The 17270-nt window shown below is 56.2% G+C and carries 17 protein-coding genes and 1 pseudogene; 11 read left to right on the top strand and 7 right to left on the bottom strand.

Features of this window, described 5'->3' with window-relative positions; all coding sequences use genetic code 11:
* Window positions 1-118: 118 nt before the first annotated feature.
* Window positions 119-2074 (bottom strand): acetate--CoA ligase, encoded by a 1956-nt coding sequence (acs, locus tag ACOYXE_RS00720; protein ID WP_007912698.1) that lies wholly within the window; start codon window positions 2072-2074, stop codon window positions 119-121.
* Window positions 2075-2549: 475 nt separating this feature from the next.
* Between acs and ACOYXE_RS00715 the strand changes: the two genes are divergently transcribed.
* The 3 genes from ACOYXE_RS00715 (at window position 2550) to ACOYXE_RS00705 (ending at window position 5531) form a co-directional block, all read left to right on the top strand.
* Window positions 2550-2810, top strand: coding sequence for a DUF2790 domain-containing protein (locus tag ACOYXE_RS00715; RefSeq protein WP_027612631.1), 261 nt, complete (start codon window positions 2550-2552; stop codon window positions 2808-2810).
* 562 nt (window positions 2811-3372) lie between these two features.
* Window positions 3373-4623: a ribonucleotide-diphosphate reductase subunit beta gene (locus ACOYXE_RS00710; RefSeq protein ID WP_008084848.1), complete on the top strand. Its 1251-nt coding sequence runs from the start codon at window positions 3373-3375 to the stop codon at window positions 4621-4623.
* Between the two features lie 347 nt (window positions 4624-4970).
* On the top strand, window positions 4971-5531 hold the full coding sequence (locus ACOYXE_RS00705; protein ID WP_460927341.1) for a BRO-N domain-containing protein: 561 nt from the start codon (window positions 4971-4973) through the stop codon (window positions 5529-5531).
* Here ACOYXE_RS00705 and ACOYXE_RS00700 read toward each other — a convergent pair.
* On the bottom strand, window positions 5497-6309 hold the full coding sequence (locus ACOYXE_RS00700) for an HNH endonuclease (RefSeq protein ID WP_123594085.1): 813 nt from the start codon (window positions 6307-6309) through the stop codon (window positions 5497-5499). The two genes, ACOYXE_RS00705 and ACOYXE_RS00700, sit on opposite strands and share 35 nt — an antisense overlap.
* A 261-nt stretch (window positions 6310-6570) precedes the next feature.
* On the opposite strand from ACOYXE_RS00700, the gene ACOYXE_RS00695 reads away from it, so the two are divergent.
* The gene (locus tag ACOYXE_RS00695) at window positions 6571-7557 is read left to right on the top strand and encodes a hypothetical protein (protein WP_123594086.1); all 987 of its coding nucleotides are present in this window, start codon (window positions 6571-6573) and stop codon (window positions 7555-7557) included.
* A 3-nt stretch (window positions 7558-7560) separates the two neighbouring features.
* Here the strand turns inward: ACOYXE_RS00695 and ACOYXE_RS00690 are convergent, their stop codons facing one another.
* The 3 genes from ACOYXE_RS00690 to ACOYXE_RS00680 all read right to left on the bottom strand — a co-directional run bounded on the left by ACOYXE_RS00690 (window position 7561) and on the right by ACOYXE_RS00680 (window position 10937).
* Window positions 7561-8757, bottom strand: a complete 1197-nt coding sequence (locus ACOYXE_RS00690) for a hypothetical protein (RefSeq protein ID WP_123594087.1) — start codon at window positions 8755-8757, stop codon at window positions 7561-7563.
* A gap of 125 nt (window positions 8758-8882) precedes the next feature.
* Window positions 8883-10031, bottom strand: coding sequence for a hypothetical protein (locus tag ACOYXE_RS00685; RefSeq protein WP_460927338.1), 1149 nt, complete (start codon window positions 10029-10031; stop codon window positions 8883-8885).
* A gap of 90 nt (window positions 10032-10121) precedes the next feature.
* Window positions 10122-10937, bottom strand: coding sequence for a sulfite exporter TauE/SafE family protein (locus ACOYXE_RS00680; protein ID WP_460927336.1), 816 nt, complete (start codon window positions 10935-10937; stop codon window positions 10122-10124).
* 112 nt (window positions 10938-11049) lie between these two features.
* Between ACOYXE_RS00680 and ACOYXE_RS00675 the strand changes: the two genes are divergently transcribed.
* From ACOYXE_RS00675 to ACOYXE_RS00665, 3 genes are all read left to right on the top strand, one after another.
* Window positions 11050-11817: an AraC family transcriptional regulator gene (locus tag ACOYXE_RS00675; protein WP_460927334.1), complete on the top strand. Its 768-nt coding sequence runs from the start codon at window positions 11050-11052 to the stop codon at window positions 11815-11817.
* 93 nt (window positions 11818-11910) lie between these two features.
* Window positions 11911-12228 carry a helix-turn-helix domain-containing protein gene (locus ACOYXE_RS00670; protein ID WP_460927332.1) on the top strand — a complete coding sequence of 106 codons (318 nt, stop codon included), beginning with the start codon at window positions 11911-11913 and terminating at the stop codon, window positions 12226-12228.
* A gap of 10 nt (window positions 12229-12238) precedes the next feature.
* Entirely contained in the window at window positions 12239-12520 is a 282-nt protein-coding gene (locus tag ACOYXE_RS00665) for a helix-turn-helix domain-containing protein (protein WP_460927330.1), read from the top strand.
* 21 nt (window positions 12521-12541) lie between these two features.
* Here ACOYXE_RS00665 and ACOYXE_RS00660 read toward each other — a convergent pair whose 3' ends face one another.
* Window positions 12542-13579: an MBL fold metallo-hydrolase gene (locus ACOYXE_RS00660; RefSeq protein WP_460929909.1), complete on the bottom strand. Its 1038-nt coding sequence runs from the start codon at window positions 13577-13579 to the stop codon at window positions 12542-12544.
* A 236-nt stretch (window positions 13580-13815) separates the two neighbouring features.
* On the opposite strand from ACOYXE_RS00660, the gene ACOYXE_RS00655 reads away from it, so the two are divergent.
* From ACOYXE_RS00655 to ACOYXE_RS00640, 4 genes and pseudogenes are all read left to right on the top strand, one after another.
* Complete coding sequence (locus ACOYXE_RS00655; RefSeq protein ID WP_405123041.1) at window positions 13816-14424, top strand: TetR/AcrR family transcriptional regulator; 609 nt, start codon at window positions 13816-13818, stop codon at window positions 14422-14424.
* 120 nt (window positions 14425-14544) lie between these two features.
* Window positions 14545-14706 carry a diguanylate cyclase domain-containing protein gene (locus tag ACOYXE_RS00650; RefSeq protein WP_460929907.1) on the top strand — a complete coding sequence of 54 codons (162 nt, stop codon included), beginning with the start codon at window positions 14545-14547 and terminating at the stop codon, window positions 14704-14706.
* A 191-nt stretch (window positions 14707-14897) separates the two neighbouring features.
* Window positions 14898-15623: pseudogene (locus ACOYXE_RS00645) on the top strand (PAS domain-containing protein); the annotation flags it as partial.
* A 15-nt stretch (window positions 15624-15638) separates the two neighbouring features.
* Entirely contained in the window at window positions 15639-16217 is a 579-nt protein-coding gene (locus ACOYXE_RS00640) for a methyl-accepting chemotaxis protein (protein WP_460929905.1), read from the top strand.
* Window positions 16218-16322: 105 nt separating this feature from the next.
* Here the strand turns inward: ACOYXE_RS00640 and ACOYXE_RS00635 are convergent, their stop codons facing one another.
* On the bottom strand, window positions 16323-17264 hold the full coding sequence (locus ACOYXE_RS00635) for an IS110 family transposase (RefSeq protein WP_405124250.1): 942 nt from the start codon (window positions 17262-17264) through the stop codon (window positions 16323-16325).
* Window positions 17265-17270 lie beyond the last annotated feature (6 nt).

Genomic DNA, 17270 nt, shown 5'->3' with positions numbered 1-17270 from the left:
TGCGATCCCTGTAGGAGTGAGCCTGCTCGCGATGAGGCCCGCCCAACCACCACAAACCCCCCTGACACAAAAAAGCCCCACCCGGCAAAGCCGGACAGGGCTTCCATGCTTCTAACGCTTAAGCAACATTCATGGTCTTGTGCGTATCAATCAAATGCTGCACCACACCCGGATCCGCCAGCGTCGAGATATCCCCCAACCCGTCATATTCCGCCGTGGCAATCTTGCGCAGAATCCGGCGCATGATCTTGCCCGAACGGGTCTTCGGCAGCCCCGGCGCCCACTGGATCACGTCCGGCGAAGCAATCGGCCCGATCTCCTTGCGCACCCAGTTCTTCAGCTCCAGACGCAATTGCTCGGTCGGCTCCTCGCCATTCTTCAACGTGACATAGACATAGATGCCCTGCCCCTTGATGTCATGCGGCACACCCACAACAGCCGCCTCGGCAACTTTCGGATGCGCAACCATCGCGCTCTCGATCTCCGCCGTGCCCATGCGGTGACCCGACACGTTAAGCACGTCATCGACACGCCCGGTGATCCAGTAATAACCATCGGCATCACGACGCGCGCCGTCACCGGTGAAGTACATGCCACGGAAGGTCTTGAAGTAGGTATCGACGAAACGATCGTGATCGCCATACAGCGTGCGCGCCTGGCCCGGCCACGAATCGAGAATCACCAGATTGCCTTCAGCCTCGCCCTCAATAATGTTACCGAGGTTGTCGACCAGCGCCGGCACCACCCCGAAGAACGGGCGTGCCGCCGAACCCGGCTTCAGCGCGTGAGCACCCGGCAGCGGGCTCATCATGTTGCCGCCGGTTTCGGTCTGCCACCAGGTATCGACGATCGGGCAACGCGACTTGCCGACATTCTTGTAGTACCAATCCCACGCTTCCGGGTTGATCGGCTCACCGACCGAACCGAGCAAGCGCAGGCTGCTGCCATCCGCGCCTTCAACCGCAGCCTGACCCGAGGCCATCATCGCGCGGATCGCGGTCGGTGCGGTGTAGAGGATATTGACCTTGTGCTTGTCGACAATCTTCGCCACCCGGGTGATGTCCGGATAGTTCGGCACGCCTTCGAACAACAGCGTGGTCGCGCCATTGGCCAGCGGGCCGTAGACGATGTAGCTGTGGCCGGTGACCCAGCCGACGTCGGCGGTGCACCAGTAGACTTCGCCTGGACGGTAGTCGAAAACGCGCTCGTGGGTCATCGCCGCGTACAGCAGATAACCGCCGGTGGTGTGTTGCACGCCCTTCGGCTTGCCGGTCGAACCGGAGGTATAAAGGATGAACAGCGCTTCTTCAGCGCCCATCTCTTTCGGCGCGCAAACGGTGCCCGCCACTTTCATCAGGTCTTCGTACCAGATGTCGCGATGCTGGTTCCACTTGATGTCGCCACCGGTGCGCTTGCACACGATGACTTTCTGGATGCTGCTGGTTTCCGGGTTGGTCAGCGCGTCGTCGACGTTGGCCTTGAGGGAAATCTTCTTGCCAGCACGAATGCCTTCGTCAGCGGTGATCACCACTTTCGATTTGCAGTCGATGATGCGACCGGCCAGGGCTTCCGGCGAGAAACCGCCGAACACCACCGAGTGAATCGCGCCGATCCGGGTGCAGGCCAGCATGGCGACCACGGCTTCGGGAATCATCGGCATATAAATGGTCACCACGTCGCCGCGGTGCACGTCCTGACCACGCAGGGCGTTGGCCAGTTTGCACACTTGTTCGTGCAGTTCGCGGTAGGTGATGTTGCGGCTTTCGGAAGGATCGTCGCCTTCCCAGATGATCGCGACTTGATCGCCGCGCTCGGCCAGATGACGGTCGAGGCAGTTGTAGGAAACGTTGAGGGTGCCGTCGGCAAACCACTTGATGTCGACATGGTGATCGTCGAACGACGTCTGTTTCACCGTGGTGAAAGGTTTGATCCAGTCGAGACGCTTGGCTTGCTCGCGCCAGAAGCCGTCAGGGTTGACGACCGACTGCTGGTACATGGCTTTGTAGGTCGCCTCGTCAGTCAGCGTGTTAGCCAGAACCTCGGGACGAACGGGATACAGAGAAGCCGCACTCATCTTTCCTACCTCGGTGTAATAGTTGTTTTTGTATGACCCTGTTGTAACGGGGCGGGGGCCATAGAACCATTCGACGATGGTAGTAACAAGCCCCTACAAATCCTCCACCTACCTCGTTTACTAGCCAGACACCAACCTCCAAAACACCCGCGAACCCTGTGGGAGCTGGCTTGCCAGCGATTCAGACAACTCGGTCCCACAGACAAAACACCCGGTTCTCAATCCAGCCTCTACCCCATCTCAAAGGGATTGTTACCAAATCCGCCAAAGGTGTTTATCAAAACCCACTCTGTTTACCCCCGCCCCATCTCCCTAAAATTCACCTCGCCGATAAGGCAAACGCGATTAACAACGTTACAGCCCCCACGAAGGCCGTTAATCCAGCTCTCAAGTAATAACTGCAAACGATGAAGTTACACACGCAACCCCATAAAGGTTGCGTGACCCCACTCGACCTCAAAAAGGTAAATTTGAAATGAAAGCTTTATTGGTTCTGGCCCTCAGCAGTCTGTGCGCAACCGCCATGGCAGATGAGGTCCCGACTGATGTCGCACAGCAACAGCCGGTGATCGAGGAATACACTTACTCCACGCACCTGGACATCGCCAAAGTTGTTTCCATGAGCGAAGTTCCGAATGTCTGCGAAGTAGTACCGGCAAAAATGGAGTACGACGACTCCAAAGGTCAGCGCCACATCCTGCGTTACAGCGTGATGGGCAACGGCTGCACCAATTGATGATTCGAGACTGCACCGAATTGGATCTCTCAGCGCTTCATTGAGGGTCGATTCCAGCCCGACTTCGGTCGGGCTCAGTTGTGTCTGGAGTCGTTGAAAAGGGTTGCAAAACACAAGATATAGTGAAAAACGCGGTTTTTTGCTCATTTCTTGAGCAACCAAAGCCCGACGAAAAAATTAATCAAAAAAAATTCTCACCGGCCAACATCCGCGAAAGCCCTGTAAACCCTCGCTCCGACTGAAATACCCCTCCTGATCGACCGCCCTGTGCTGATTCGCCTCCCCCACGCGCGTGTTTTTTTCCCTATAATGCCGCCCTAATCGGGTCAGCAATATTCCCTTACAGGGATCAAAGCCATTCTGAAGCCCCGCAGTCGCGTTCAACGTGATCTGCGCCCGTCAGAGGCTCTCGGAAACCCGTACAAAATTCTGTTTTATTGCCTGCCTTAGCTGCTGCAAAAAACGATTCCTTAAGATCCAACGCGGTCTGTACGACCGTGTGAAAAACCAACCAATCAGGTTTCACACGGGCGACAGGCCCTCACGCAGGAGACGACACGTCATGCTGAGCTGGGACGAATTCGACAAAGAAGACAGTGAAGTAGCAACCGTGAAAGGCGCCAACGCCGGCCACGCTACTGAAGCCAACATGGACCGCCTCGACAACGCTGGCGGTGCCGCCGCGATCGAAGCCCGCGCCGTGACCGCCGACGACTCGGCCGCTGTCGCCCGCGCCAAGGCTGCACTGAACTCCCTCGACGTCGCCGAAGGCCTCGCCGAACTCGAAGGCGCCTCCGCCCGTGTCGCCGTTGACGAAAAGCGCATGATCAACTGCCGCGCCGACCTCAACCAACTCGTGCCATTCAAGTACGACTGGGCCTGGCAGAAGTATCTGGACGGTTGCGCAAACCACTGGATGCCGCAAGAAGTCAACATGACCGCCGACATCGCCCTCTGGAAAGACCCGGAAGGCCTGACCGACGACGAGCGCCGCATCGTCATGCGCAACCTCGGCTTCTTCTCCACCGCCGACTCCCTGGTTGCCAACAACCTGGTACTGGCCGTGTACCGTCTGATCACCAACCCGGAATGCCGCCAGTACATCCTGCGCCAGGCTTTCGAAGAAGCGATCCACACCCACGCCTACCAGTACTGCATCGAATCGCTGGCCATGGATGAAGGCGAGATCTTCAACATGTACCACGAGATCCCATCGGTCGCCAAAAAGGCAGCCTGGGGCCTGAAATACACCCGTTCGATCTCCGATCCGAAGTTCGAAACCGGCACCCCGGACACCGACAAAGAGCTGCTGCGCAACCTGATCGCCTACTACTGCGTTCTGGAAGGCATCTTCTTCTACTGCGGCTTCACCCAGATCCTCTCCATGGGCCGCCGCAACAAAATGACCGGCGTCGCCGAGCAGTTCCAGTACATCCTGCGCGACGAATCCATGCACCTGAACTTCGGCATCGACGTGATCAACCAGATCAAAATCGAAAACCCACACCTGTGGGATGCCGAAATGAAGGAAGAAGCGACCCAGATGATTCTGCAGGGTACGCAGCTGGAGATCGAATACGCTCGCGACACCATGCCTCGCGGCGTACTGGGCATGAACGCGGCGATGATGGAGGACTACCTGAAGTTCATCGCTAACCGTCGTTTGTCGCAGATCGGCCTTAAAGAGGAATATCCAGGGACGACTAACCCGTTCCCTTGGATGAGCGAGATTATGGACTTGAAGAAAGAGAAGAATTTCTTTGAGACGCGGGTTATTGAGTATCAGACTGGTGGTGCGTTGAGCTGGGACTAATAGTCTCGCTCGGCACGATTTGACGATTGCGGTTTGAGTCGGCGAGTCTAGAAAGCAAAGAGCCCCGATCTGATCGGGGCTTTTTTATGGGCGATAGATAAACCTTTTTTCGCCTACGCCACAGCGTTCAATCTCCTACAGCACTTACAGTCGCTTCCCATTGAAGCGTGCTGCGAGCACTACTAAGCTCTATCGCAGGTGCCTAAGAAACGCCCAACGTAGAAAGCTTGGTCAGTGACACAGACGTGTAATTCGTCGGTGGCAACTGCTCTGCTCGTTGGGATTTCTTAAGTCCGCTCTACGTTGGGTCAGGCCCTCCCAAAATTCCAAACGTAGAGGTCATAGATATGTCTAACCCATGCTCGGTAACCGTCTTCTCTCGCCACAACCTTTCTCTGCATGCCCTTCTACTCGAAAACCAGCCATGGTTTTCCGCCCGCGATGTTGGCCGTTTGATGGGTTTCCATCTGAATGATCGGGTGGTCAACAAGCTAGATAGCGATCAACGCCGCGTCATGTGGATTGAGTACTTTCGAGAACCAGAACAACAGTTGATGCTCAGTGAGTCCGGGGTGTATGCACTGTTGGTGTATCACTACGTTCCGGGGAATCGGCTGTTGCGTGAGTGGCTGACCAATGAGGTAGTGCCGACCTTGCGCGATGCTGCGGATTCGGGAGATTCAAATCGGCCAATGTTGAGTTTGTTGGATTGGCCGGAGATGTCGTTGAGTTTGCTGCATTGGCAGGATGAGGGGTGGATTCGGCTTCGGGATATGCCGCACCTATTAAATGATCAGCCGCGACGACGAACGATCGAAGCTAATCCTTGGTGGCGGCGGGTCGTAAATACGTTGCAGTTATCTACGCATTCACTTAGGTCAAATCATCGAAAACCCAGCGACCGTTGAGAAGCCCTTTCAATTGCTCAACACTCAGTAATTGCTGAGGCTTTCTATGAACAATTGCGTGGCAATTTGCACAGAGAGGAATAAGGTCAGTCAGTGGATCGACAACCTGTTCCTCTTCAAATTCTGAAATTGGCTTCACGTGATGTACATGAATAAAGCCCTTCGCGTGCGCCCCATAGGCTTTCTCAAAGTCAAAATCACATGCTTTACATAGAAGGCCATGAATAGCGATAGCCTGACGTCTAAGCTTGGGACAGCGCTCGTATCTCACACCGTAATAAGTGGATTTTTTACCTTCAGTACCAACGATTACAGTTTCAAAATCCTCCGCACCGTCAACCTGGCTGAAGTCATTTGCCTGCGATGGCGTCAGCACAGCATTGGATGAGATCCGGTCGAACACAGTTTGATCAATGGATCGAACACCGTTACGCCAGTAATTGTTCTTTAGATTTGAGGGAATTTGCTCAAGGTACTCCCCCTCAAGCTTTATCGGGATTGCCGACTCAAACTGACGAAAATCCTCAATAGAGGCAAACAGGTCTCCTCGCTTACTGTTCTTGTCTGCGTACACCCTTCCTATCCGGGCCAAGCCAAAATAATGAGGAGCAGAACTCAAACGTAACGCTGAAAAAGCCTTATTTTTCAGTTTTCCTTTGTAGTAGATAACCTCTATTCCCTGGATAAGGATTTCCTTGTACCGCTTCGGGAAGTGGTAGAGAACCCCAGTTTGATCGGCCCATTTTGACAAATCATTCTCGGCAATTACGGCTGGCATCCACTCATCCTCTTATCAGAGGCTAGAGATTACCAAATCTAGAGAAAAGTCCTACACGACTTACGGAAGGCTCTCACAACTGACTCAAGCCAACGTTTCAGCCTTTCGGTGAGACATGTGTTCCACCTCTCGCTCTTAAAATGCTTTGGCGGAGCCTAGAAAATGACCACATCACTGCACCAAAAAAAGAATTAGTAGGTGCACCACCACGCACCTCCCGCTATTAATACCCCTCCCCCACTCAAGGATCCGAGCCCCACCATGAAATTCGATCTCGCCTACTGCCTCAGCCTCGACGACAAGTTGTCGATCTATGATGTTCGCGATCTCAATTTCGATGAGACGGTGGCGTTTGACTCGGCGAAGGAACACTTCCAGTGCCCCAACGATGCCTGTCGTTCGGCGTTCGAGGCTTCCAACGAGTTGGGTACGTTCAACGCCAAGAACGTGAATTACGTGCGCACGCCGCACTTCAAGAATCTGCCCACTACGCAGCATGTGGCGGGTTGTCCGTATGTGAGTTTGAAGGCTTCGGCATCGGGCGTTGAGACGGCGGATGGTGAATTGGATGACGGGCGTGAGGAGCATTTCCCATCCGAATTGTTGCTGACCCGGCGTGAGTATGTGCGCAAGCCTGTCGCGCCAGCGGGGGCGGCGGATGTGTTGCGCGATGATCCGGTGCGGGTGACGGCGGAGAGTGGTAAAGAGTCGGCGGGGCGTGAGTCGGCGCCGGACAAGACCAGTGTGTTTGCGCATCCGGTGGAGTGTTTTGTTTCCAACTTCGCGGACAAGGAGTTGCTTAAGCGGATGCCGTTGAAGGTCGGCGAGCATTCGGCGCCGTACAGTTCGTTCTTCAAGAAGATTGAGTATCTGACGGACAACAAGGGGCTGATTTACTGGGGGCGGATCAAGAAGATCGAGGACTTCCACAGTGCCAGTTTTCGTATCGATTTCGAGGACAAGGTCTGGTTCAAGAAGCCCGAGGACAGTAAGAAGAAGCCGTATCCGGTCAGTGTTTATCTGAGCAAGAAGTTGATCGACAACTACCGCAAGCGCAAGGCGTTTCTGGAGGAGATCAAGCATGCGGTGGATAGCGACAAGGCGTTGTTCTGTTTCTTCTATGGGGTGACGCCGGAGTTGAAGCAGGTGCCGGGCAAGAAGAACCCCGAAAAGCCTTTCGAGGTCTTCAATGCCAATATCGAGAATCTGGATCACTTCATTATTCGTGAAGCGCCGGGTCTGGAGTGACGGTTAGCCCTGGGGCAGTTGCAGTTTGACGGCGCCGGGGTGTTGTTTGACGAGGGAGTACGGCAGGATCGACCAGTCGGGTGAATCGCAGGCTCGTTCTATGCGGGCGAAGTACGCTCCGATGTACAAACCTTTTTCGGTGAAGTGCCAGTTGGAATAGCTCCAGTTGTCTTCATTGGTGAAGTCGCAACTGTCTTCATCTCCGCCTGCCGGTTTCTTCATTTCATCCGGGTACAGTGCGGTGAGCTGCTTTATTAGCCACGGCTTGAAGATTTCGCGTTGGTACTTTGAGCGCACTGCGTCTTCGGCCTCGGTCAATGGCTGGTCACCGCCTCGGTAACGATCAGCGTGAAGGATTGGCTGACCCTCGCCCACCCAGAGCACGTCTTCGAGCGACAACGGATGGCCGGTTTTCACATCGATGTTAAGTGGTGAATCGCCGAAGTCCGGGTGCGCACCGCCGCAGTCGTAGCTGGTGGAGATGTTCAGGCTGATGACGCTGGGCGAGATAAATGTCGGGGTGACGTCCTGCAGGAATTCGGCGTAACCGCGACCTCGCAACTGGCAACCGTAGTAACTGATGGCCTCGTCCCACAAGCGCCCGAGCAACTGCTGGTTAACCCGTTGCAGATCTTCTTTTGGCATCCCGGATTCGATGCTGAACATGGACATCTTGGTATCAGGCTCTTCCCACCATTGCAGGGAGTAGCCCATGAAGTCCTGCTTTTTACCGGGTTTGAGTCTCAGTCCCTGAAGCCGTAGATATTCGTAGGGCTCGCTCTTGGGCAACTTGGCGATGTAGGGCAATGCATTCGCCGGCACTTCGGGAAGTGGCGTATCAGTGACGAGTACGGGCAACTTTTTGCCCTTCGGGTTTTGCCATTCGCCCTTCCAGCCGCCATCAATCTGTTGCAGTTTGAGGGTCGGTAATGGCTTGTCCGGGTCCATACGATTGCTGCCCTCTGTGAGCAGCAAGATGTCATTTTGATAGGTGCCGTTAAGCTCTAGATCGCGGTGAAATTTCTCATAAAAGTAGCGACCGGTGACTTGCCCCGGGTCACTAATATCGACTTCGAAGACGATCGGCATTTTGCCCAACGTGCCGGTGAACACCATCCGGTTGTCTTCAGCATGTGCGGTGGATTGCAGCGAGAACAGCACAGCGGCGCAGGTTGCCAGGCGCATCAGTCCCTTGAGCATTGATCGTTCCTTGAAAGAGGCGGAGGCCGCGCCGGCATTGGAGGGCCGGCGCGGATAAATTCGCGGCGATTATGGCGGGGTTACGCCTGGTAATCGAGAGTCTGCGCTTGAAAGATAACGCCACCTCAAGGCAGTTGCAGTGCAACCCCGCCCGGATGTTGTTTGACGATTGTGTACGGCAGAACGCTCCAGTCCACGAATCCGCAGACCGCCGCGACGTGGGCAAATGATGGCTCGAGCTTGATGCCCTGTTCCGTGAAGTACCAACCCGGATAATGCCAGGGATAATCCTCGTCGTAGCCGCAATCGTTTTCACCCTCAAGGGTGACGGTCATTTCGTTTGGGTAGAGTTTCAGCAACTGTGCGACCAACCAAGGTGCCAGTTCAGTGTTGCGGTAGTTCGACCACGCTGTCGAAGAGCCGGGTGAGCCCGCGGCGAAATCTTCATACTCCTCGTAGTGCAACGGCTTGCCCTGCCCCACCCACAAAACATCATCAAGGGTCAGAAGCTTGCCTGTCTTGGTATCGATGTTGAGCGCGTCGTGGCTTTGATCCGGATAGGCACCGCCACAGTAATAGTCCGATGAAATCCGCACACTCATCACTGTGGGCGACATCCACAGTGGCTGGCTCCACTGCGCATAACTTCCAGAACAGCCATAAGACGACAACACTTCGCCCCACAAACGCGCCATCAATTGTTGGTTGATACGTCGACGCTCTTCGAGGGAGTAACCGGTCACCACTTCGAACAGAGAAGTGTCTGTCTTCGGCTCGGTCCACCACTGCAGCGTGTAGCCCATGAAGGTGTCGGTCTTGCCTTTTTTGAGGGTGACGCCCTGCAGTCGCAGATATTCGTAAGGATACTTGTCGTGAAGGATGGTGAAAAAGGGCAAGGCATCGTCGGGTACATCGGGGATGACGGCTGGTTCTAACTCGACCTTCAGGATTTTCCCAGCGGTACTCGTCCACTCGCCATACCAACCATGAGTTGTCGGCTGCAGACGAAGGGTCGGGCGCGAGTCTTCCATCCGCGAACCTTCTTCCAGCATCAGTGTTTCCCCGTCCAGGGCGCCGTCGAGTGGCAGATCCTTGCGATACTTCTTATAGAAGTAACGACCGTCTCCAGTGCGAGTGTTTATTTCGAGAACGATGGCCGCTTTACCCAAGGTGCCGGTGTACACCTGCGCGCCGTTGTCGGCCCACGTTGCAGTCGAGACAAACAACCCCGTCAGAAAAAGAACAGCGAAAAGGCGTAACAATCCTCGGAACATCACTTCATCCTTGAATAAACGAGCAACTGCCCGCCTAAAGAAGCTGCGGATTATGTCGAGGTTGCGCGGGGGAATCGAGCGCTGTCGCTTTCAACTCAAGCACATGCTGATCATCACCATCAGCAACAGCCCGATGTACACACGCGCGTGTACCCGATCCGGGATTCGTCCAATCCATGGCGCGGCCAATCGAATCCCGATGAGCGACCCCACCGTCAGCACCGCAAACGCGAGCAGATCCACATACCCGACAAACCACGCGCCCAATTCAGCCTGACTGAACCCGGCCAGCACCATGTAAGTCAGCGTCCCAGCCACTGCGACCGGCACGCTCAGCGGATTGGCCATGGACGTCGCTTGCGACATGCTCAATCCACAGCGACGCAACAACGGCACGGTCATGACGCTGCCTCCTACACCGAGAAACGTCGCGATGGCGCCGATGCCTACACCACCTGCGGAAGTTTCCGTAGCGCCAAGTCGGCGTGGGATGACGTCTGGGTTCTGAGTGAGAAAGCCGCGTCGTAGCAGGCAATCGAAGATGGTCACGCCGAGGTAGCCGATGAATGCGTAGCGAATCACGTCGACGCTGACCCACACCGCCGCCATTGCACCCACGACCGCACCCACGCCGATAAACCCTCCCAACGGCCACAGGTAATGGCGGATGAGATTGCCGGCGCGACGATGTTTGTCGGTGGCGATCAGGGCGTTGACGATCATCACGCAGGTCGAAGTGGCGACGGCGATGTGCATCGCTGACTGGCCGATCGGGTCGTCGGCGCCGTGGCTCGCGGTGAGGAGGCGATACAGCAGCGGCACCACGACGAAGCCGCCGCCGAAGCCGAACAGCACGGCGGTGATACCGGTCAGGCAGCCGAAGAGAGTCAGCAGTGGATAGAACATGTCGAGGTGTCCGTGGTGGGAGAGCGGTCGACGATAGAGCGGCAGCGCTTGGCCTGCTTCAGCAAGTCAGCCAATAATGTTTGCGTTTACGCCAACCACCGGGAAACGCCTGATGCGCAATGTTTCGATCAATCTGCTGGATGACACACCGCGCACGGTGGTGGCGATCGGTACGGATTATTCCCACGGTCACTTGCTGCCTTTTCACACGCATCGACGGGCGCAATTGTTGTATGGCGCGACCGGTGTGATGCAGGTCAGCACCCATGACGGCAACTGGGTGGTGCCGCCGCAGCGAGCGGTGTGGATTCCGCCGGGGGTGGCGCATGAGGTGTTGATGCTTGGGGTCAGCACGCGCAGCTTGTACATCGAACCCGGTGCGGTGGATTTGGGTGAGCGCTGCCAGGTGATCAGTGTGTCGCCGTTGATGCGGCATTTGCTGATGGAGGCGGTGGAAGTACCGCTTACCTATGACCTCGGCGGGCGCGATGGTGTGTTGATTGATCTGTTGCTGCATGAATTGACGCGCAGTGCGCCGCTGCCGTTGCACATTCCGCTGCCGACTGACGGAAAGCTCCTGTCTCTGTGTCAGACTTTTCTGCATCAGCCGTACGCCCACCAATCACCACAGCAGTGGGCTGACCAATTACACATAAGCTTGCGTACCTTCAACAGACTGTTTCGCCAACAAACCGGGCTGAGCTTTAGACAATGGCGGCAGCAGGCTTGCGTGGTCCTGGCGCTGGCACGTTTAGCCTCGGGTGAAGCGGTAACGCGCATCGCGCTGGACTTCGGTTATGAGAGCCCGGCGGCGTTCTCGACGATGTTCCGGCGGATCCTCGGGCAGGCACCGTCCGTCTGGTTGGAGGCGGCGAATTAGCGCAAATCAAAAAATGCGTTTGATCCCGGCCGAAAACAACTGTACAAAAACACAGTATATTTTCAATCAGCACTCTTGAGCCCGGAGCACACCATGGCCTCTCTTGCGATGAACCACATCCTCGAACGCATTGCCCTTTTCCAGTTCACCCCGACGCACTGCGTCCAGGCCCGAGCGATGCTGGGCTGGAGCGCGGAACAGCTATCGCGGGAGGCTGAAGTTTCGGTTGAAGACATTCAACGCTTTGAAGCGCAGCAGGATGTAGCGGATGCGGCGCGACTGGCGCTGGCTTACCGGTTCGAGGCGCAGGGGCTGGTGTTCTTTCCCGGGTTTGCGCCGGGGCGTAGTGCGAGTGTTCAGGGCGTTTCGTCGGAAGCGGTGGGGTGTGGGGATTTTGCGATGGCTGAGTAAGGATAAAAACATGAGCGAGATCGAAGAAAGCACAGGCAATGTTTATCAAGATTTAGAGCTTGAGCATGCAGGCGAGATGCTGCTCAAGTCCGAGTACGCGACCAAATTGATCTCGCTCATCGAGTCCAGCGACGTGAGCGAATCTGAGGCTGCACAAAGACTGGGGATACCTCTGGAGAACCTGCAGCAATTACTTCGTGGAAAATTTCGAGAAGTGTCGGTTACTACTATGGCTGATTACAGCCGTAAGATTTCAGGGCTTGTTTCTGGAGCAACCGGTTCGCCCCCTTAGGCGCGAACCGTAGCCACCTGATCAGGCGCTCTGCACCACCGCCTCACTCTCCCCTTCAACCGCCAACCACCACGCCTCCCCGCGTTGCGGTTGAGCGATGTTAAACGCCTCGCCCATCTGCGGCGTGGTAATGGAAATACTGCGTTCCCACGCCAGTGCCAGAATCCGGTCAAATGGTTCGTGCCAGGCGTGCATCGCCAGGTCGAAGGTGCCGTTGTGGATCGGGAAGAGCCAACGGCCCTTGAGGTCGATGTGCGCTTGTAAGGTTTCTTCTGGCTGCATGTGCACATGCGGCCATTCGACGTTGTAGGCGCCGGTTTCCATCAGGGTCAGGTCGAACGGGCCGTACTGTTCGCCGATGCGTTTGAAGCCGTCGAAGTAGCCGCTGTCGCCGCTGAAGAAGATCCGCGTGTCGCCGTCGATCATTACCCAGGACGCCCACAGGGAGCTGTTGCCATCGAACAGGCCACGGCCAGAAAAGTGCTGCGACGGTGTGGCGACGAAGCGGATGCCGGCAATCTCGGCGCCCTGCCACCAATCGTACTGGCGGACTTTGCTGGCATCGATACCCCATTTGATCAGGGTGTCGCCGACGCCCAGTGGCGTGAGGAACAGGTTGGTCTTGGCCGCCAGCCTGAGCACGGCCTGATAATCGAGGTGGTCGTAATGGTTGTGCGACAGGATCACCGCTTCAATCGGCGGCAACTGATCGATGCTGATCGGTGGCTGGTGGAAACGTTTTGGCCCAGCCCACTGCACCGGCGAGGCGCGCTCGGCGAAGACCGGGTCGGTGATAAAGAATTTGTCGCGCAGCTTCAGCAACAGAGTCGAGTGACCGAGGCGATAGACGCTGTGATTGGGCGCTGCCAGCAGCTCCTCCCGAGTCAATGCTTGCACCGGGATAGGCGCAGCGGGCCGGGTGTTGCGCGGTTTGTGGAAAATCATGTTCCACATGATCCGCAGCATTTTGCGCAGGCCTTCGCGTTGCACCGGCGCATGATTGCGAAACAGCCCCTGATTCTGCCGCGAGGCTTCAGGCGTGGATGTGTTATCCGGGATCGAAACTGGATTCGGTCATGACTGAATGACTCCAGAAAAACCGCGCAATTCGCGGTTTTTCCACGGTGGGACGATAAATGGCCAAAGCTGCACGCAATAGGCCGAACTGTCTGGTTTTTAGGCTGCGAGGATTAACGCAACATTACACTGCTCGGTGTAGTTTCTAGGTTGCATCAAAGCGGATGACAAGTAAACTGCCAAGTGTAATTTCATCTTTTCTCTGCCGAAGCGTACTTATGACAGCTCCACTGCGACTCACCGACCGTAAACGCGAAGCCATCATTCAGGCGGCGATTGCCGAATTCCGGGCCAACGGTTTTGAAGTCACCAGCATGGACAAGATCGCGGCCACGGCCGCTGTGTCGAAGCGCACGGTGTACAACCATTTCCCCAGCAAAGAAGAGTTGTTCGCGGAAATTCTCAACCAGTTATGGGCACGAATCAGCGCCGAGCAATCGGTGACCTACAACCGCGATCAGCCGTTGCGCGAGCAATTACGGCAGATGCTGCAGGCCAAGGTGCAGCTGATGGCTGACGAGAATTTTCTGACCCTGGCACGGGTGGCAATTGCTGCAACCATTCACTCGCCTGAGCGCGCGCAGAACATGATCGAGCGCATGGGCGAGCGCGAAGAAGCTCTGACCGTATGGATTCGCGCCGCGCAGGCCGACGGTCGACTGAAAGCGGTCGATCCGGAGTTCGCCGCGCATCAGGTCCAAGGGTTGCTCAAAACCTTTGGCTTCTGGCCACAGATGTCGATGGGCCGTGCCGCTCTTGATGTCGAGATGCAGAACACCGTCGCCGAATCGGCGCTGGAGATGTTTTTGGCCTGCTATCAGCTCTAAATCGCCCTCCACCTGTAACCCGCTCCCTGCCAGTTGCCGCTGTACGAGGCATGGAGGCTTGATGGAGCGATGGGTGAAGCATTGAATTCATGTTGTCATCCACAGGTGCCAGACTTGCGAGTGGGTCTGAGTATCGGTCTGGCGCGGTATCAGCCCTTGTACAAGGATGCCCTCGACTGGCTGGACGATGCCGACAAAGCGCTGTACACCGCCAAACATAAGGGCCGCAACACCATCAGCACTGCCCTGAGCCATGCTGTGGCGGACAACGTTAGCGCCTAAAAAGTTATACAAAATTACAAATAATTACTTTCTTGTACAACTTTATGAAGTTTTGTATAAGTAGCCATCTGCCAGTTAAGGAATGCTGGCATTGAGCAGTCACCGCCGAATGCCGTCCGCGCATTCGGTCTGCCAGCGCGGAAATAGGGACTGAATCCTCGATCTTCCCCTTCTTCCAGAGTACTGCGAGCATGTTCTTCAATCGCCACAAAGCCGTCGTCGACGACCTTCAGCGCACCCTCACCGAACAAGCCGGCCTGCTCGATGCGATCAATCGCTCGATGGCGGTGATCGAGTTCGACCTCGATGGCGTGGTGCTGCGCGCCAATGAAAACTTTCTCAAGACCATGGGTTACACCGCCGAACAAGCGATCGGCCAACCGCATCGGCGCTTTTGCACACCAGAGTTCGGCCGTAGTGCTCAGTACACTGATTTGTGGTCACGCCTGAAAAACGGCCAGTTTCAGTCCGGTACGTTTGAACGGGTCGACGGCAAGGGTCAGCCGATCTGGCTTGAGGCCAGCTACAACCCGATCAAGGACGCCTCGGGACGCGTGGTGAAAGTGGTCAAGTACGCCATGGACGTGACCGCCAAGGTGCAGCAGGAAAGTGAGGCCAATGCCAAGTTGCAGGCGATTGACCGGGCAATGGCGGTCATCGAATTCAACCTCGACGGCAGTATTCTCACGGCCAATCAGAATTTTCTGACGCGCATGGGTTACACCCTCGCCGAGCTGAAAGGTAAACATCACCGTTTGTTCTGCACGCCGGCATTGGTCAATAGCAGCGCGTATGAGGATTTCTGGCGGCGTTTGAACCAGGGCGAGCTTTTCCAGGGTCAGTTCGAACGCGTGGATAAACGCGGACAAACGGTGTGGCTCGAAGCCAACTACAACCCGGTTTACGACGCTGCCGGGCGCTTGTGCAAAGTAGTGAAGTTCGCCTCTGATGTGACCGCGCGCGTCGAGCAACACGAGCAGGACGCACGCAGTGCCAGCGCGGCGTATCACATCTCGGTGGCGACGCGAAAAGTCGCCGAGCAAGGTACGCAAGTGATCCAGCAAGCCGCCAGCGAAATGCGCGAAATCGCCGAGGACATTGCCGAGTCTTCAACGCTGATTGCACAACTGGGTGAACGCTCCGAGCAGATCACCGCCATCGTCAACACCATCCGCGCGATTGCCGACCAGACCAACCTGCTGGCGCTCAATGCTGCGATTGAAGCTGCACGCGCCGGTGAACAGGGGCGAGGGTTTGCCGTGGTCGCCGATGAAGTGCGGCAATTGGCGGCTCGAACCAGCGGCTCGACCGCGGAGATTTCCAGCATGATCGGGCTGATCCAGAACGAGACCCGCCAGGCCATCAAGAGTATGGAAGGTACCCGGGGTCGCGCGGCTGAAGGGGTCGAGTTGGCGAATCAGGCGGGCACGGTGATCTTGCAGATTCGTGATGGCGCCAGTGAGGCGGTGGATGCGGTGAGCATGTTTGCCAATGAGCGGGTGCCGGGTTAAGGCTTGTGCAAGGCAGGTAGACCGCGTCGCGGCCTTCGCGAGCAGGCTCGCTCCCACAGGGAAATGCATTCCAATGTGGGAGATTCTATGGTTGAGGGGAAGCCCTCAACTGACTTTTGTCTGATATTCGCTTTGCCCTTTCAGCAAGGCGAATACCACCCGAGCAAGTTTGCGAGCCAGCATCACCAACGCCTGCGTGGTGCTGAAACCCCGTGCTCTTTGGGCTTCGTAAAACCCTTTCCAGGCTATCGTACGGCTAGCCGACATCGCTGCGTTGTGCAAAAGTCGGCGGGCCTCGGGGTCTCCGCGCTTGGTCAAGCTGCGGCGACCGTCCTTTTGCCCTGATTTCGATACCCGTAAATCCATGCCCAGGAAGGCGATAAACGCATCCGCGTTGCTAAATTCCCCCCGCTGAAACGCCGTGAGCAGGCGCGCTCCGGTCAGAAATCCAATGCCCTCAACTTTCAGGCAACGCTTCAATTGGCAGAGCAAACCGGCTTGTTTGAGCTGATCGTTGATCGTCTTTTCGATCATCGTTTCAAGCCGCTGCATGGATTTTATTTGTTCAGCAAAAGCTGCCTTCAACAGCGGCTCATTCGACCAGCTCTGCACCAGGCCGACCCTTGCCTGGACCAAAGCCGCGCGGCGGCGGAAAAGGCTCAGGAGCTGGCGGTACAGCGGTGATGGCGGGGTCCAGGGGCGCAACTCCTCGGCTTCGTTCTTCAGGTAACGGGCCAGCAGCTTGGCGTCCAAGGCGTCGGTTTTGGCGCGGATCTTCACGCCTTCGCGGTAATGTTTGAGTTCATAGCCACCCACCATGTAAATCGTGCAACCGGCCGCATAGGCCAAATCAGCGAATTCCAGGTGGTAGATGTTGGTTGCCTCAATGGCAATAGACACGGGGCCGAGCAAGGCCTTCAGCCACTGCTTGATGGATGTTTTGGTGTTGGGAATCGCTTCAAGCAGATCGCTATCGGCCTGATAAATCACCAGTTCATTTTTGGCGACATCCACGCCAACGATCGGATTTGATAGAGCGACTGGCATTGCCAC

This window comes from Pseudomonas sp. MC6 (assembly GCF_054790575.1).
Note: the sequence above shows the minus strand (reverse complement) of the source record. Positions and strands in the feature narration are given on the sequence as shown.

Excerpts from the sequence above, each read along its gene's own strand:
- acs (WP_007912698.1), bottom strand. The coding sequence starts at position 2,074 with ATGAGTGCGGCTTCTCTGTATCCCGTTCGTCCCGAGGTTCTGGCTAAC.
- ACOYXE_RS00715 (WP_027612631.1), top strand. The coding sequence starts at position 2,550 with ATGAAAGCTTTATTGGTTCTGGCCCTCAGCAGTCTGTGCGCAACCGCC.
- ACOYXE_RS00710 (WP_008084848.1), top strand. The coding sequence starts at position 3,373 with ATGCTGAGCTGGGACGAATTCGACAAAGAAGACAGTGAAGTAGCAACC.
- ACOYXE_RS00705 (WP_460927341.1), top strand. The coding sequence starts at position 4,971 with ATGTCTAACCCATGCTCGGTAACCGTCTTCTCTCGCCACAACCTTTCT.
- ACOYXE_RS00700 (WP_123594085.1), bottom strand. The coding sequence starts at position 6,309 with ATGCCAGCCGTAATTGCCGAGAATGATTTGTCAAAATGGGCCGATCAA.
- ACOYXE_RS00695 (WP_123594086.1), top strand. The coding sequence starts at position 6,571 with ATGAAATTCGATCTCGCCTACTGCCTCAGCCTCGACGACAAGTTGTCG.
- ACOYXE_RS00690 (WP_123594087.1), bottom strand. The coding sequence starts at position 8,757 with ATGCTCAAGGGACTGATGCGCCTGGCAACCTGCGCCGCTGTGCTGTTC.
- ACOYXE_RS00685 (WP_460927338.1), bottom strand. The coding sequence starts at position 10,031 with ATGTTCCGAGGATTGTTACGCCTTTTCGCTGTTCTTTTTCTGACGGGG.
- ACOYXE_RS00680 (WP_460927336.1), bottom strand. The coding sequence starts at position 10,937 with ATGTTCTATCCACTGCTGACTCTCTTCGGCTGCCTGACCGGTATCACC.
- ACOYXE_RS00675 (WP_460927334.1), top strand. The coding sequence starts at position 11,050 with ATGCGCAATGTTTCGATCAATCTGCTGGATGACACACCGCGCACGGTG.
- ACOYXE_RS00670 (WP_460927332.1), top strand. The coding sequence starts at position 11,911 with ATGGCCTCTCTTGCGATGAACCACATCCTCGAACGCATTGCCCTTTTC.
- ACOYXE_RS00665 (WP_460927330.1), top strand. The coding sequence starts at position 12,239 with ATGAGCGAGATCGAAGAAAGCACAGGCAATGTTTATCAAGATTTAGAG.
- ACOYXE_RS00655 (WP_405123041.1), top strand. The coding sequence starts at position 13,816 with ATGACAGCTCCACTGCGACTCACCGACCGTAAACGCGAAGCCATCATT.
- ACOYXE_RS00635 (WP_405124250.1), bottom strand. The coding sequence starts at position 17,264 with ATGCCAGTCGCTCTATCAAATCCGATCGTTGGCGTGGATGTCGCCAAA.